The 15,060-nt window shown below is 71.5% G+C and carries 12 protein-coding genes and 1 pseudogene; 5 read left to right on the forward strand and 8 right to left on the reverse strand.

What is annotated here, in order from left to right:
• Positions 1 to 2: 2 nt before the first annotated feature.
• Positions 3 to 3,656: a COG1361 S-layer family protein gene (locus tag HCJ94_RS03070; protein WP_167999398.1), complete on the reverse strand. Its 3,654-nt coding sequence runs from the start codon at positions 3,654 to 3,656 to the stop codon at positions 3 to 5.
• Positions 3,657 to 3,903: 247 nt separating this feature from the next.
• Between HCJ94_RS03070 and HCJ94_RS03075 the strand changes: the two genes are divergently transcribed.
• Positions 3,904 to 5,793: an ABC transporter ATP-binding protein gene (locus tag HCJ94_RS03075; RefSeq protein ID WP_167999463.1), complete on the forward strand. Its 1,890-nt coding sequence runs from the start codon at positions 3,904 to 3,906 to the stop codon at positions 5,791 to 5,793.
• Positions 5,794 to 5,887: 94 nt separating this feature from the next.
• Here HCJ94_RS03075 and HCJ94_RS03080 read toward each other — a convergent pair whose 3' ends face one another.
• Positions 5,888 to 6,658 carry an FkbM family methyltransferase gene (locus HCJ94_RS03080; protein ID WP_167999399.1) on the reverse strand — a complete coding sequence of 257 codons (771 nt, stop codon included), beginning with the start codon at positions 6,656 to 6,658 and terminating at the stop codon, positions 5,888 to 5,890.
• A 110-nt stretch (positions 6,659 to 6,768) separates the two neighbouring features.
• Here HCJ94_RS03080 and HCJ94_RS03085 point away from each other — a divergent pair.
• Both HCJ94_RS03085 and HCJ94_RS03090 read left to right on the forward strand, forming a co-directional pair.
• Positions 6,769 to 7,446 (forward strand): annotated as a pseudogene (locus tag HCJ94_RS03085) (ATP-binding cassette domain-containing protein); the annotation flags it as partial.
• A 57-nt stretch (positions 7,447 to 7,503) separates the two neighbouring features.
• Entirely contained in the window at positions 7,504 to 7,836 is a 333-nt protein-coding gene (locus tag HCJ94_RS03090) for a nuclear transport factor 2 family protein (RefSeq protein WP_167999400.1), read from the forward strand.
• Positions 7,837 to 7,868: 32 nt separating this feature from the next.
• Here the strand turns inward: HCJ94_RS03090 and HCJ94_RS03095 are convergent, their stop codons facing one another.
• From HCJ94_RS03095 to HCJ94_RS03120, 6 genes are all read right to left on the reverse strand, one after another.
• On the reverse strand, positions 7,869 to 8,720 hold the full coding sequence (locus HCJ94_RS03095) for an isocitrate lyase/PEP mutase family protein (protein WP_309227121.1): 852 nt from the start codon (positions 8,718 to 8,720) through the stop codon (positions 7,869 to 7,871).
• Positions 8,721 to 8,852: 132 nt separating this feature from the next.
• On the reverse strand, positions 8,853 to 9,185 hold the full coding sequence (locus HCJ94_RS03100; RefSeq protein ID WP_167999402.1) for a putative quinol monooxygenase: 333 nt from the start codon (positions 9,183 to 9,185) through the stop codon (positions 8,853 to 8,855).
• A gap of 46 nt (positions 9,186 to 9,231) precedes the next feature.
• Positions 9,232 to 9,834, reverse strand: a complete 603-nt coding sequence (locus tag HCJ94_RS03105; RefSeq protein WP_240943823.1) for a DUF6817 domain-containing protein — start codon at positions 9,832 to 9,834, stop codon at positions 9,232 to 9,234.
• A gap of 75 nt (positions 9,835 to 9,909) precedes the next feature.
• On the reverse strand, positions 9,910 to 10,212 hold the full coding sequence (locus HCJ94_RS03110) for a GNAT family N-acetyltransferase (protein ID WP_167999403.1): 303 nt from the start codon (positions 10,210 to 10,212) through the stop codon (positions 9,910 to 9,912).
• 129 nt (positions 10,213 to 10,341) lie between these two features.
• Complete coding sequence (locus HCJ94_RS03115; protein WP_167999404.1) at positions 10,342 to 11,412, reverse strand: NYN domain-containing protein; 1,071 nt, start codon at positions 11,410 to 11,412, stop codon at positions 10,342 to 10,344.
• 36 nt (positions 11,413 to 11,448) lie between these two features.
• Positions 11,449 to 12,069 (reverse strand): L-threonylcarbamoyladenylate synthase, encoded by a 621-nt coding sequence (locus tag HCJ94_RS03120; RefSeq protein WP_167999405.1) that lies wholly within the window; start codon positions 12,067 to 12,069, stop codon positions 11,449 to 11,451.
• 162 nt (positions 12,070 to 12,231) lie between these two features.
• On the opposite strand from HCJ94_RS03120, the gene HCJ94_RS03125 reads away from it, so the two are divergent.
• Both HCJ94_RS03125 and HCJ94_RS03130 read left to right on the forward strand, forming a co-directional pair.
• On the forward strand, positions 12,232 to 13,233 hold the full coding sequence (locus tag HCJ94_RS03125) for a LacI family DNA-binding transcriptional regulator (protein ID WP_167999406.1): 1,002 nt from the start codon (positions 12,232 to 12,234) through the stop codon (positions 13,231 to 13,233).
• Between the two features lie 118 nt (positions 13,234 to 13,351).
• A complete protein-coding gene (locus HCJ94_RS03130) occupies positions 13,352 to 15,028 on the forward strand; it encodes an ABC transporter substrate-binding protein (protein WP_167999407.1) in 1,677 nt (558 codons plus the stop codon).
• Positions 15,029 to 15,060 lie beyond the last annotated feature (32 nt).

Genomic DNA, 15,060 nt, shown 5'->3' on the forward strand with positions numbered 1-15,060 from the left:
CCCTACCTGCCGGTGCCTCCCTTCACGACGATCGTCACGTCGTCGGTGTTGTTTCCGGCCACCGGGTCCGGCGTCGTGCTGCTCAGCGTCGCCGAGTTCTGGATGGTCCGGACGCTGCCCTGCGCCTGCGCCTCGATGACGAAGGTGACCGTGGCGCCCGCCGGCACCGTCGCCGCCGTGCAGGTCACCGTGTGGGTCGCCTTGACATAGGCGCACTGCGGCGAGACGTACTGGACCACCAGCTTCTTTGGGTCCAGCGGCAGCTTGTCCACCACCGTCACGTTCCGGGCGTCGGACGGCCCGCCGGCCCCGCAGGTCGGGGTCGGCGTCGACTGCGCGTCGCTCTCGCAGCCGCCGTTGTTGTGCACCGTCAAGGTGTAGATCACCGTCGGGGCCGGGTTTCCGGAGCGCTGCTCGCCGGTCTTGTCGAGCCACAGCTCCGCCGACGTCCGTACCGCCGTCTGCTGGGTGGCGGTGTTGTTGCCGGCGTTCGGGTCGGGCGTCGCCGCCGACACCGTCACCCTGTTCGTCAGGGTGGTGCCGTCGGGGACGGACGGCGCGACCAGCACGGTGAGGAACACCGTCCGGGTCTGGCCGGGGTTCAGCGCCCCGAGCGCGCACACCACCGTGTCGGTCTGCACCAGGGTGCAGATTCCAGCGCCGTTGCCGTCGACACCGCTGACGTACGTGGTACCCGCCGGCAGGGTGTCGGTCACGGTCACGCCCTGCGCGGTGGACGGCCCGGCGTTGCCGACCGTGATCGTGTAGGTGATCTTCTCGCCGGCCACGACCGGGTCCGGCGAGTCGCTCTTGCTCACCGACAGGTCGGCGGAGGCGTTGACCGTCGTGGCCACGCTGTCCCGGACGTCGTCGTTGTCCGGGTCGGCGGTCGAGCTGGACACCGTCGCCTCGTTGAACAGGACCGTGCCAGGCACCACGTCGGGCGCGACGAGCGCCACGATGGTGACCGTCGCGGAGGCGCCGCCGGCCAGGTTGCCCAGACCGCACCGGACGTCCCGGGCGGTGGGCTGGCCGTTGGTGCAGGTGCCCACCGACGGGGTCACCGACACGAAGCTGACCCCGGCGGGCAGCGTGTCGGCGACCACCACGTCCCGCGCGACGGACGGGCCGTCGTTGGTGACCGTGATCTCGTACTGGAGCTGGGTGCCGGCGGTGACCGTCGCCGGGCCGGTCTTGTCGAGGCTCAGGTCGGCCGACCCGACGAACTCGACGCGGCCGGTGGCCTGGTTGTTGGCCGGGTTCGGGTCCTCGGTGGCGCTGGTGACCGTGGCGACGTCGTTGACCTGGGCGACGTCGTCGGCGGTCACCGTCACCCGCACCGTGGTCCGGCCGCCGGCCGGCTCGGTGCCCAGGTCACAGGTGATCGTGACGCTGGTGACCGGGCCCGTGCTCGTCGGGGCGCAGGTGCCGGACGGGGTGGCCGTCACGCTCACCACCTCGAACGGGGTCGCCGAGGTGAGCACGTCCGTCAGCTCCACGGACGTCGCGTCGGACGGCCCCAGGTTGTCGACGTGGATGTCGCAGTAACCGGGCGTGCCGGCGGGAGCGGCCCGGTCCGGCTTGCAGACCTTGGTGACGGCCAGGTCCGCGCGGGTGCGTACGGTCGTGGTCGCGGTGGCGGTGTTGTTGCCCGGGTTCGGGTCGAACTGGTCGGCCGCGGCCACCGTGGCGGTGTTGGTGATCGTGCCGGCCGGGAAGTTCGCCGGAACGGCCACCTGGATCACCAGCGGGACGGACTGCCCGGGGAGCAGTTCGCCGAGGTCGCAGGTGAGGGTGCCGGCCGCGTTGGTGCACGCCGGCGTGCTCGACTGGAACGCCACGCCGGCGGGCAGCGTGTCGGTGACCGTGACCGACGAGGCGGTGTTCGGGCCGTCGTTGGTGACGGTGACCGTGTACGTGAGCGGCTGGCCCGCGTACACCGGGTCGGGGGAGTCGGACTTGGTGATCCGCAGGTCCGTCTGGTCGCAGGTGGTGAACTTGAACGCGCCGATGCGGGTCTGTCGGCCGCCGCCGTGCTGCTGGGTGTACCAGAACGTGCAGTCGTCCACCGGGTCCACGTTCATGGAGCTGTAGTCGCCCCAGCGGTCGGCGTTGGTCTGCGAGGTGGTGCCGGAGAACATGGTCTGCTCCGGCTCCGGCATGCTGCCCAGTGGCGCGTTGGCCAGCCGCCCGGTGTACGCGATGGAGGGGAACACGTTGTTCGCCGCGTCGGCGATGCTGTAGCCGAGGGCGATGTTGCCCTTGCCGTCCATCGCGATCGAGCCCATCCACCGGTCGGCCGTGCCCGGGGCGTACGTTCCCTGCTGGTGGATGGCCCAGCCGCCACCGCCGTTGCGCAGCTCGTACCAGCGGGTGCCGACCCGGTCGTTGCCGTCGGCGTCCACGGCGGACTGCACCGCGACCATCGTCTGGTGGGTGCCGAAGTTGCGGTACTGCACCCGGTGCAGCAGCCGGCCCGGCAGCGCGTCGATCCGTTGGGTGGTGCCGGGCTGGTCGATGCAGTCGCGGGCCGCACCGTCACCGTCGGCGTCGGTGCAGCCGACGTTGATGTCGAACGGCTGGGTGTTCAGCGTCGTGGCGAGGCCGAACGTGCTGTTGGCCGGGTCGGTCCAGTCGACGTGGAAGTCGTACACCTCGATGCTGTCCTGCGCGCCGCCCTGACCGTTGTCGGCGTCCTTCGACAGCAGGAAGTGGTTCGGCTCGCCCGCCGCCGGTGGGTTGACGCCGTCCCAGTCGCTGGGGAACATGCGCACCCGGCCGGCGGAGGAGACCCCGGGACCGAGCGCGCCGGCGCCCGAGCCGAAGTACTGGAAGGTGGCCGGGCTGCCGCTGACCATGGCCGCGCGGTCGAAGGCGTACGCGCCGAGCGTGCCACCCTCGAACGTGGACATGTAGAGGCCGTCCGGCCAGACACCGAACTTCTCGTAGTCGTGGGAGGCGCTGAGCCGGAACGAGTACGTGAAGTACGCGCCGGTCGGGTCCGGTGTCTGCGAGTACGCGATGCACATGTCGAACGGCGCGGTCCGCGGGCTGGTGAACTGGGCCAGCATCCACCGGTCGACCGTCTGGTCGTACAGGACGATGGGGTCGCCGGCGTTCTGCGTGTCGCAGCCGTTGTCGTTGACCGTGTTGGAGGTCCAGAGCGAGTTGATGGCGAACGGTCCGCCGCCGGCGGGCGACGTGCCGTCCTTGTTCCAGATCTGGAAGGTCGTGTTGACCATCTGGACGTAGTGGTTCGGCCCGACGTCGCCGACGGTGTCCGGCGGGGTGCCGCCGGTCTGGCCGGCGAAGGGCGTGTTGGTGGGTCTGAGGTCGTCGTTGACCGGCCCGTCGGCGGTCTGGGCGATCGGGTCGGCCGTGCCGGCGACGCGCGGCTGCGCCGGTGCGCTCTCGGTGCTGGCGGCGGGCGCCTTGGCGCCGGCCTTCGCCTTGGGCAGGTCGCGTACCGGCTTGGACTTTCCGGCCCGCACCGGCGCGACCACGCCGACGCGCCTGCCCTTGCCCGGGTCGTCCGGCGGGCGGGCGGCCGTGCCCGGTGCGGGCGCGGCCGTTCCCGGTGCCGCCGGCACCAGCACGGTCAGGCCGAGGGTCAGCAGCATCGCCGCGGACGCGGCGAATGCCCGTCTTCGTGTCATGGAAACCCCCACAAGATCACGGTCAGTAACGGTCTTCGCCTTCATAACTCCTGCCGAGGAGGCGAGCACCGGTCTGACCGGCATCCGACAAGCGACGTGAACAGGGCTCATCCAGCACGGGTTTGACGGACCCTCCTGCCACCATCAGTGATGGTCCCAACACGAACAGGAGGCGCCCGTGTCATCGTCCACCCGCGACCGTCCCGCCCCGAGCCAGCCGGAGTCCGTCCTGCCCGAGCTGCGCACCATGTGGTGGGAGACCGGCGTCCGCGCCCGCGCCGAGGCGGGCCTGTTCGCCGTGTTCGCCGAGCTGCCACGGCTGGTCGCGCAGGCCGTGGCGATCAGTTGGCGGGCCGACCGCCTCCGCACCTCCGTGGTGGCCGCCGCGACGATCGGGGCCGGCGCGATGGCCGCCGGTGGTCTGCTCGCCACCCAGCGGGTGCTGGTGGAGCTCTTCGCCGGCGGCCCGACCGGGGAGAAGGTGCTCGCCGCGCTTCCGGCGCTCGCCGTCCTGGCCGCCGTGACCGGGGTCCGCGCCGGCCTGGGCATCGCCACCGGGTACGCGGTCAACGGCCTCACGCCCCGCGTCGACCGGGAGGTCGAGCGTGGCCTCTTCGAGGTCACCACCGCCGTGCGGCTGGACGCGTTCGACGCCGACGCGTTCGCCGACGACATGGAACGCGCCACCCGGGGCACCGACTCGGCGATCTCGCTCGTGCAGTCCTCGATGAACCTGATCGCCGGCCTGGTCGGGGTGCTCGCGGTGGCGGTGGCGGTGGTGGTCATCCACCCGCTGCTGCTCCTCGCGCTGCTGGTCGCCACGCTGCCCAACGCGTGGGCGGCGCTGCGGGCCGGGCACCTGCGGTACGGGACGTACATCGCCGGCTCAGTCCGCCGCCGCCGGCTGTGGATCCTGCACCGGCTGATGGCCGAGCGGGCGTCCGCGCCGGAGCTGCGGTCGTACGGGCTGCGCCGGTTCCTGCTCGACCAGTACGACCGGGTCATGGACACCGAGACCGGGATCCAGCTCGCCCTGGCCCGCCGGGTCACCACGACCACCGCCGTCGGGGCGCTGGTCGGCGGGCTGGCCACCGCCGTCGTCTACGTCCTGCTCGGGCTCCTGCTCATCGACGGGCAGATCCCGCTCGCGGCGGCGGCGACCTGCGTGATCGCCGTCCAGGCCGCGCAGCGGTCGCTCAGCACGGTCACCTTCCAGGTCGACCGGGTCTACACCGAGGGCCAGCACTTCAGCGACTACACCGGCTTCATGGCGCGCGCCGCCGCGTACCTGCCCGACCCGGCGGACACCCCGCGGCCGGCCCCCGGTCCGCTGCGCGAGGTCGCCGTCCAGGGCGTGACCCTGCACTACCCGGACCGGGACACGCCCGCCGTCGACGACGTCACCCTCATCGTCCGCGCCGGGCAGACCGTCGCGTTCGTCGGGGAGAACGGCTCCGGCAAGACCACCCTCGCGGCGATGATCGCCACCCTGCGGACCCCCACGCACGGCACCGTCGAGTGGAACGGCCGCCCCGTCACGGAGTGGGACCTGGCGCAGGTGCGCACGCGCATCGCGGTCGTCACGCAGGAGTACCACAAGTGGCCGTTCACCGCCGCCACCAACATCGCCGTCGGCGACGTCGAGCGCGAGGCGCGCCAGGACCGCATCGAGTCCGCCGCCGCCCGCGCCGCCGCGCACGAGATGATCAAAGACCTGCCGTACGGGTACGAGACGCTGCTCGACCGCACGTTCGCGAAGGGGCAGGACCTGTCCGGTGGGCAGTGGCAGCGGATCACGGCCGCCCGCGGGTTCCTCCGCGACGCCGACCTGCTGATCATGGACGAGCCGTCCTCGGCCCTCGACCCGCGCGCCGAGGACGCCCTCTTCCAGGCCATCCGGGACCGGCACGGGCGGGCGACGACGATCCTCATCACGCACCGGCTGGCCAACGTCCGCCACGCCGACCGCATCTTCGTGCTGCACGAGGGCGCCCTGGTCGAGTCCGGCACGCACGATGAGCTGATCGCCGCCGACGGCCGGTACGCCGACCTGTTCGCCCTCCAGGCCGCGGGTTACGACGCGGCGCCCGCCGTCCGCCCGCCGGTCCCCGCCCAGCCCGACCGCGCGGCGCCGTGACCGTCACCCCGCGCCGCAAGATCGGATACGCGTGGGCGACTCGACACGCCGAGGTTCGTGCCGCTCATTCGTATTCGATCATGGCAGCGGGGGCCTACGGCATGCAGTACACGTCGCCGGAGTTCGCGGCGTGGGGAAGCGCGCCCAGGACCGCCGCCATCGCGGTCGCGGACATCCACGACGGTTCCGCCAGGGCCATCGTGTCGCCGATGGCGAGGTTGAAGCGGGTGAAGCCGAGCACGGTGGCGCGGTCGAGGGCGCGGCGGGCGACGGCCCGCTCGATGGTGGTGAACTCGAACGAGAGCGCCGGCAGGACGCGGGTGAGGCCGGCCAGCACGCTGTCCTCGAAGCCCTCCACGTCGACCTTCACGAACGCCGGTACGCCGTGCTCGGCGACGAGGGCGTCGAGGGTGGTGGACGGCACGTCGATGCGCGCGTCCCAGGTCTCCTGCCGCCACCCGTCGGCGCCGTCCGCCGCCCGGATGAAGTGCGGCGACGCGGTGGACACCGTGGGGTTGGCGGAGTTGACGTGGAGTTCGAGCACCCCCGGGGTCGCGCCGCACGCCGCCTCGACCAGGACGACCTGGTCGTCCCCGCCGTAGAGGGTCCGGATGGCCCGCGCGCACAGTGGCTGCGGCTCCACCGCGACCACCCGGGCGCCCAGGCGGCGGAAGCTGCCGGTCCGGTCGCCCACGTGGGCACCGACGTCGATGACCAGGTCACCGGGGCGGACGAACTGGGCGTAGAAGCGGTCCATCGCCGCCGCCCGGGCGGGATCGCCGTAGGAGAGCTCGAGCGAACGGCGGAGGGAGGCGGCGGCGGGATCCGCCTTGAGCGACTCGACGACCTCGGTGTTGACGTGCACGGGCGGACCCTAGCGCCCGGCCGCCCGGGTCGGGTACCCGTTCGCCCGTTTGCTCCACCGACCGTGTCGTCGTGATCCACTCAGTGTCAGCGGGGCTTGGTGCGGCGACCAGCCGTGCGCTCCGCGACGACGCCGTCCTCACGCTGGACCTGCCCGACACCACCGTCCCCGCCGGCCGCACCGTGTTCGTGGGGGAGCGGATGCAGGTCCGCGGGCTCTTCGCCGACGACGGCGTCGACCTGACCATCCGGGGACCCGAGCGCATCGCGCTCACCGGGCCCAACGGTGCCGGCAAGTCCACCCTGCTGCGCCTCGTCGAGGGTTCCCTCACCCCGGACTCGGGTTCCGTGCGCCGGGCCGGCGGGCGGGTGGCGTACCTGTCCCAGCGCCTCGACCTGCTCGACCCCACCCGTACGGTCGCGGAGAACCTCACCGCGTACGCCCCGGACCGGCCGCAGGCCGAGCGGATGACCCTGCTGGCCCGCTTCCTGTTCCGCGGCGCCCGCGCTCACCTGCCGGTCGGCGCCCTCTCCGGAGGCGAGCTGCTGCGCGCCACCCTCGCCTGCGTCCTGTACGCGCAACCGGCACCGCACCTGCTGCTGCTCGACGAGCCGACCAACAACCTCGACCTGGTCAGCGTCGGGCAACTCGAGAGCGCCCTCAAGGCGTACCGGGGTGCGTTCGTGGTAGTCAGCCACGACGAGCGGTTCCTCGCCGAGATCGGGGTGGACCGGTGGCTGCGGCTCGCCGACGGGCGGCTCCGGGTCGGAGCGCCCGACGGCGAGTGACCGGGCCAGTCCCGCCCCACACTGGCGTGTTCCGCGCCGCGAGCTGAGGAGAGTCACATGACCACCAGCGTTCCCGATGTGATCGCCCGTTACTTCCGCGTCATCGGCGAACGCGACGTCGACGCCTTCGTCGCCTGCTTCGCCGACAACGCGACCGTGGCCGACGAGGACCGGCTCCACGAGGGTCGGGCGGCGATCCGGGCCTGGCGCGAGCGGACGGCGGCCGAGTACGACTACGACGCCGTGCCGGAGGACTTCGTGGAGGAGGCGGGTGGGAGCTTCGTGGTGACGGCGCAGGTCACCGGCACGTTCCCGGGCAGCCCGATCCGGCTGCGCCACCGGTTCACGCTCCGCGACGGCCTGATCGGCGCCCTGGACATCCGGCCGTAGGCGGACATCCAGGGCGCCGACCGGCGTTCAGGTCACCGCGAGCCGGCGGTGAGCGCGGTGTTCATCGCGCCGTACGCGATCGTGTCGGTGACCGGGCCGTAGGTGCCCGCCGACAGCAGTTCGGCCGCGGCGCGGGCGGCGACCGCGTAGGCGGCCTGCACGATCGCGGAACCGAGACTGATCCGGACGACGCCGGCGGCGGCGAGTTCGGCCACCGGCGGGGAGCCGGCCCCGGCCATGACGGCGATCGGCAGCGGCCCGGCGGCCAGCTCGGCCAGCGCGGTCGGGTCGACCAGCCCGGGTACGAAGAGGCTGTCCGCGCCCGCCGCGGCGTACCGCTCGGCGCGTTCGAGAGCGTCGTCCAGCCGGCGCTCCTCCGGGCCGACTCCGGCGAGGAAGATGTCGGTCCGTGCGTTGATCCACAGCCGGACGCCCAGACGGCTCGCGGCGGCACGGGCGGCGGCGAGCCGTTCCGCCTGCTCATCCGCGGTGAACAGGAGCGCGTCCGGGCGACCGCTCCGATCCTCCAGGTTCACCCCGACGGCGCCCGCGCCGATGACGGCGGTGACGGTGGCCGCCACCGCGTCGGGCTCCACGCCGTAGCCGGACTCGATGTCGGCGGAGACCGGAACTCCGACCGCGGCGACGATGCGTTCGACCACCGCCGCGGCGCGGTCGGGTCCGAGGTCGGCGCCGTCGGGCACGCCCAGCGACCAGGCGACCCCCGCGCTCGTCGTGGCGATCGCCTTGGCCCCCGCGTCGGCGATCGCGACGGCCGACCCGACGTCCCAGGCGTTGGGCAGCAGCAGCGGGTCGCCGGGGCGGTGCAGCGCGGCGAACGTCTCGGCCGTTGCCGACTGGGCGGTGGACACCTTCGGAAGCACGGATTCTCCTTCCGGTTGGGCTGCGTGTGGCATCCCGAAGCTTTCCGTGACGGCCGATGACCGTCTGGCGGGTTTTGGACATCATCAACGCGTGCGGCTCCGCCCGACGCTGCTGCATGTCGGCGCCCGGCGCTACGTGCGGTCGGGGACGGCCATCTCGCCGAGTTCGGACCAGTCGTCCTGCGGGATCGTGAAGTTGACGATGCGAGGGGTCTCGGCGAGGTGGGGCGGCAAGGTTCGTTGCGCGGCCTTGAAGTGCTCGGACTGGACGTGCGCCGCGCCGGCGTCGGCGTCCCGGAACGCCTCGACCAGGACGTACTCGGCCGGGTCGTCGAGGCTGCGGGACCAGTCGAACCACAGGCAGCCCGGCTCCGCGCGGGTGGCCTGGGTGAAGTCGGCGGCGATCTCCGGCCATCGGTCGGCGTCCTCGGGTAGCACTCGGAACTTGGCGGTAATGAAGATCATGACTTCTCCCGTCCGGTGGTCTGCCGCAGGTCCGCGGGCAGTGCCGTCACGGTACCGGGATCGGATCACTCCGGATCGCGAATTTCCGGGGACGCCTGGCTCCACGGTCAGAGTTGCCCTGACGGCCGAGGAACCGGTGCACCTCGGTCGCGACCGGTGGTGACATGGCCGGCGTCCAGGCGGCGAACAGCTCCCGGAAGAACGCCCGGTGCTTGTCGAGGATGGCGGGATCCTGCTCGAAGACGTCCAGCTCGTTGACGACGCTCAGGTCGACGAAGGACCGCAGGTCCTCGCCCCGCAGCGTCGTCACCTGACCGGTGAACCGGTCGTACACCGCACCCGTCGTCGCGAGCCGCCGCCAGGTGCGCCGGCGGTCGCACGCCCCGTACCCGTACACCAGGTCCGCCGCCTCGCCGCCGACGAGGTCGCGCAGCGTGGCCCGGTCGGTCCGGTCGAGGAGTGCCACGTCGAAGCCGTCCGTGCCGTAGACGGCGTGCGTCAGGCCCGCCAGTTGCACGTCGAGTCCGCAGCCGAGGGCGGCGAGGCGTTCCCGCACCCGGCACAGGTGCGCGTACAGGTTGCCACCGGGGTGGTCGATCCGGTCGGCTCCGCGCTCGCGGAGCCAGGCCCGCACCTCATCGACGCTCATGCCCCGACCCTAGGCACTACGCCGCCCGGGCGGGCGACCGCGACGGTGCGCCGTGTGTCACAGCGCGGGTCAGGTCTACTTCATCTTGCGCGTCGACCGGGCCACGATGTCGTCGTACTCCGGGTGCTTGCCCAGCCAGTCACTGAGGAAGGGGCAGATCGGCACCACCGTCCGCCGTTTCGCGCGAGCGTCGTCCATCACCGCACGGGCCAGGGTCGATCCGACCCCCCGGCCCTCGAACGCCGGGGCGACCTCGGTGTGGGTGTAGACGATGATGGTGCCGGTCAGCTGATAGGTGACCAGCCCGGCCGTCACGCCCGTCTCGTCCCGTGCCTCGAACCGCTCCCGCTCGGGCACGTCGATCACCGTGAACTGCATCCCGCCATCCAACCACGGTCCGAATCGAGGTCAGCATGCTGTTTCCCGCCGCGACGTTGGAGTCCGTGGAACGAGGCGAGGTGACTCTGGCGTTCCGGCGGTGGATCAGACGCGCAAGGTCGGTCGTGACTACGCGGCGGTGAGAAGGTAGTCGTCGGATTCGGGGCTCCACCGCAGGTCGACGGCTCCGCTGGTGGCGGCCGCGCGGCAGAACTGGAGGAAGCTGCGGTAGCCGAGCTTCTTCTCGCTGAACTGCGGACGCGCGCGGAGGAGCTGGTTCTTGAGGCCGGACAGGGGCACGGTGCCGTCGCCGCCGGTCAGGTCGCGGACCACGGTGCGGAGCAGCCCGAAGGCCTCCTCCCGTTCGCCGTGCTCGGGCAGGTTCACCTCGGGGTCGCCCTTGGCCGGGCCCTCGGCCAACTCCACGACGTTCTGCTCGGCGAGGTGCCGCAGCAGCTCCCCGAACGTGCGGAACCCGTAGTCCGACTCGCTGAAGGTCGGGTCCTTCCGGAGCAGGGTGCGCTTGAGGCGGGAGGCGGTCACCTCACCGCCGGAGCTGCCCTGGAGACCCGCCACGGTCTGCGCCACCAGGGCGGCGAGCACGTCGACGTCCCGTCCGGTCTCCTCGACCTCCGGCTGCGGCTCGGGCTCCGGCTCGACCCGCAGTGGTTCCGGGCTGGGCAGCCGTGTGGGCCGGCCGCGCCGGACGCGGGGCGACGGGATGTCGACGCCTTCCAGGCGGTCGTAGTAGAGGAACTCGTCGCAGGCGGGCGGGAGCAGGGCCGAGGTGGACTTCTCGACTCCCACGCCGATCACGCGCTTGTTGAGTTCGCGGAGCTTGTGCACCAGCGGCGTGAAGTCGCTGTCGCCGGTGCCGATCACGAACGTGGAGATGTAGTCGCGCTCGAAGGCCAGCTCGACGGCGTCCACCGCCATCTTGATGTCGGCGGCGTTCTTGCGGGACGCGCCCATGCGCTGCGGTATCTCGATGAGTTCGACGTGGGAACGGGTGAGCATGCGGCGGTCCTCGTCGAAGTACGACCAGTCGGCGTACGCCCGGCGCACGACCACGCGGCCCCGCTCGGCGAGGGCGTCGGCGATGGGACGGAAGTCGAAGGCGACGCCGCCGCCGTGGTCGCGCACCCCCAACGCGAGGTTCTCGTAGTCGAGGAACAGGGCGATGCGATCCTCTTGATCCACGGCAGTCAGCCTACGCCCGCCACCGCGCCGACGCGGCTACTCGAACCGCGACGGGTCGCCCGCGCCGCGGCGCAGGATCTCCGGCTCGTCCTGCGACAGGTCCACCACCGTGGTCGGTTCCTTGCCGCAGTCGCCCGCGTCGACCACCGCGTCGAGGAGGTGGTCCAGCCGCTCCTTGATCTCCCATCCCTGGGTCAGCGGCTCGTCCTCGCCGGGCAGGACCAGGGTGCTCGACACCAGGGGCTCACCGAGTTCGGCCAGCAGCGCCTGGGCGACGGTGTGATCGGGTACGCGGACACCGACGGTGCGCTTGCGCGGGTGCAGCATCCGGCGCGGCACCTCCTTGGTGGCCGGCAGGATGAACGTGTAGCTGCCCGGGGTGGACGCCTTCACCAGGCGGAAGACCGAGTTGCTGACGTGCACGAACTGGCCGAGCTGCGCGAAGTGCCGGCACACGAGCGTGAAGTGGTGCCGCTCGTCGAGGTGCCGGATCTCGCGGATGCGGTCCAGCCCGTCGCGGTTGCCGAGCCGGCACCCGAACGCGAAGCACGAGTCCGTGGGGTACGCGATGAGGCCGCCGTCCCGGACGAGGTCGACGACCTGCCGGAGGATCCGGGGCTGTGGGTTGTCCGGGTGCACGTCGTAGTACCTCGCCATGCGCCGAGAGTAGGCGCTGGCGGCCGATGGCGGATCTGCAAGGTTTCCTTTTCGTTACCAGGCGGTTGTTGACGTGACTGCCGTCACTCCAGTTGACTGCGACGGAACCGGTTCCGCAACCGGTTCCGGAACCGGTTCCACCCACCACCCGTGGAGTGTCACGTGCCCATCACCATCGCCGATGTCGCCAGCCGGGCGGGCGTGAGCAAGACGACCGTCTCCCGGGTGCTGAACGGCAAGGGCGAGGTGGACGAGAGCACCGCCGACCGGGTCCGCGCGGTCATCTCGGACCTCGGCTACGTGCCCAGCGCGCGGGCGGTCGGGCTGGCTCGCGGCCGCACCCGGGTGGTCGGCATGCTCGTGCCCGCCCTGACCTGGCCGTGGATGGGCGAGGTGCTCCAAGGGGCGGTCGACGTGGTCGAGGACGAGGGGTACGGCCTGCTGCTGTTCACCTGCAACCGCGGCGACGAGTCGATGCGGCGGTTCGCCTCCCAGGTCTCGGCGAAGTCCTTCGACGGCCTGCTGGTGGTGGAACCGGAGGGCACGTTGGACTACATCGAGGCCCTGCACCAGCAGGGCCTGCCCGTCATCCTCATCGACGACCGGGCCCACCGGCCCCGCTTCCCGTCGGTGCAGACCACCAACCAGGCCGGCGCCCGCGACGCGGCGGCGCACCTGCTGGGCCTGGGCCGGCGGCGACCCGTGGTCATCACCGGCGTGCCGCACTTCGGGTGCACGGAGGAGCGGTCGGCCGGGTTCGCCCAGACCTACGCGGCGGCGGGACTGCCGATCGACCCGGACCGGGTGGTGGAAGGTGACTTCACCTTCGAGTGCGGCCGGGCGGCGGTGCAGCGCCTGCTCGCCGCCGGCGTGCCGTTCGACTCCGTCTTCGCCCACAACGACCTGTCCGCCGCCGGAGCCCTGCAGGCCCTCAGGGAAGCCGGTCTCCGGGTGCCCGACGACGTCGCGGTCGTCGGCTTCGACGACCTGCCCCTGGCCGGGCACACCCATCCGCCACTGACCTCCGTACGCCAGCCGATGCGGGAGATGGGAGCGGCGGCCGCCCGCACGCTCATCTCCCACTTCGACGGCACACCGCTGCCCGACGCCCCCATCGTCATCCCCACCAGCCTCACCGTGCGCGCCTCGACCGGCACCACCTGATCCGCGTCCCACCACCGACGACACCGGCGGGCACCACGTCCACCGGTGGTAGCACCGCACACCCTCCATCCACCACACCCCCCGCTTGGGAACTGCGGGACCACCGAGGGAGACCTCCATGAGAAGACGACGGCTCCTCGCCATCGTGCTGGCCAGCGCGGTCGGCGCAGCCCTCGCCGCCTGTGGCGACAGCCCGAACGCCAACAAGGACAACCGCCAGGCGGCGACCGTGCTGAACGTCGGCATGCCGAACGGCCCGCAGGCGGAGAACAACAACCCGTTCCTCACCACGTCCGCCGCCGCCTCGCTCGGCTACCGCTGGCAGATATACGAGCCGCTGATGATGTGGAACCCGGTCAAGCCGGCCGACCCGATGAAGCCGTGGCTGGCCACCAAGGCCGAGTGGTCGCCGGACTACACCTCCGTCAAGGTGACCATCCGGACGGACGCCACGTGGTCGGACGGGCAGAAGGTCACGGCCGAGGACGTCGCGTTCACGTACAACCTGGTGAAGAAGTACCCGGCGCTGAACGACCAGGGCGTGCCGTACACCGAGGCGACCGCCAGCGGCAACGAGGTCACGATCAAGACCTCCAGCCCGCAGTTCGTCAACCAGCAGAAGGTGCTCTGGCGGGTGCCCATCGTCCCCAAGCACATCTGGGAGAAGATCAGCGACCCGACGACCGACCCCGTCAAGCAGCCGGTCGGCAGCGGCCCGTACACGCTGAAGTCCTTCACCCCGGCCACCACCACCCTGACCGTGCGCGAGAGCGGCTACTGGCAGGACCTGCCGAAGGTCAAGGAGCTGCGCTTCACGTCGTACACCGACAACAGCGCGCAGACCACCGCCCTCGCCAACGGCGAGTCGGAGTGGAGCTTCGTCTTCATCCCCAACTACAAGACCGTCTTCGTCGCCAAGGACCAGGCCAACCACAAGGTGTGGGCGCCGGCGATCCTGGGCATCCACGGCCTCTACCTCAACACCACCAAGAAGCCGTTCGACGACCCGGCGCTGCGCCGCGCGATGAACATGGTGATCGACCGCGAGGACATCTTCGTCACCGCCGAGGCCGAGTACTTCCACCCGCTGGTGAAGAGCGTGACCGGCCTGCCCACCCCCGCCGCCGACGCCTTCATCGCCCCGGAGTTCAAGGGCCAGGAGCACAAGGTCGACGTCGAGGGCGCCAAGGCGCTGCTCACCGGCGCCGGCTACAAGCTGGAGGGCAACACCCTCAAGGACAAGACCGGCAAGGCCGTCACGCTGACCCTGACCGACCCGGCCGGTTGGTCCGACTACCAGACCAGCCTCGAGATCGTGAAGGACAACCTGTCCAAGATCGGCATCGCCGCCACGATCGACAAGGCCAACCAGGACGCCTGGTTCCGCAACGTCGAGCAGGGCAACTTCGACGCCACCTTCCGGTGGACCGAGGGCGGCGCCACGCCGTACGACATCTACCGGACCATCATGGACGGCCGGGTGCTGAAGCCGATCGGCACCGCGTCCCCGGCGGGCAACTTCGGCCGCTTCAACAACCCGCAGGCGACCGAGGCCCTGAAGGCCTACGCGAGCGCGACCGACGAGGCCGCCCGTGCCACGGCGATGAACACGCTGCAGAAGATCTTCGTCGAGCAGATGCCGATGATCCCCGTCGGCGCGGACAACATCGGTGGCGCGTACAGCACGAAGAACTGGACCGGCTGGCCGGACGACTCGAACCCGTACGGCGCGATGCAGCCCACCCAGCCCAACGCGCTGGACGTGGTCCTGCACCTCAAGCCCGCTGGTAGCTGATCCGTGACACCCCTCCCCGGCCGGCCACGGGG

The sequence above is a fragment of the Micromonospora thermarum genome, from assembly GCF_012034245.1.
Taxonomy (GTDB): Bacteria; Actinomycetota; Actinomycetes; order Mycobacteriales; family Micromonosporaceae; genus Micromonospora; species Micromonospora thermarum.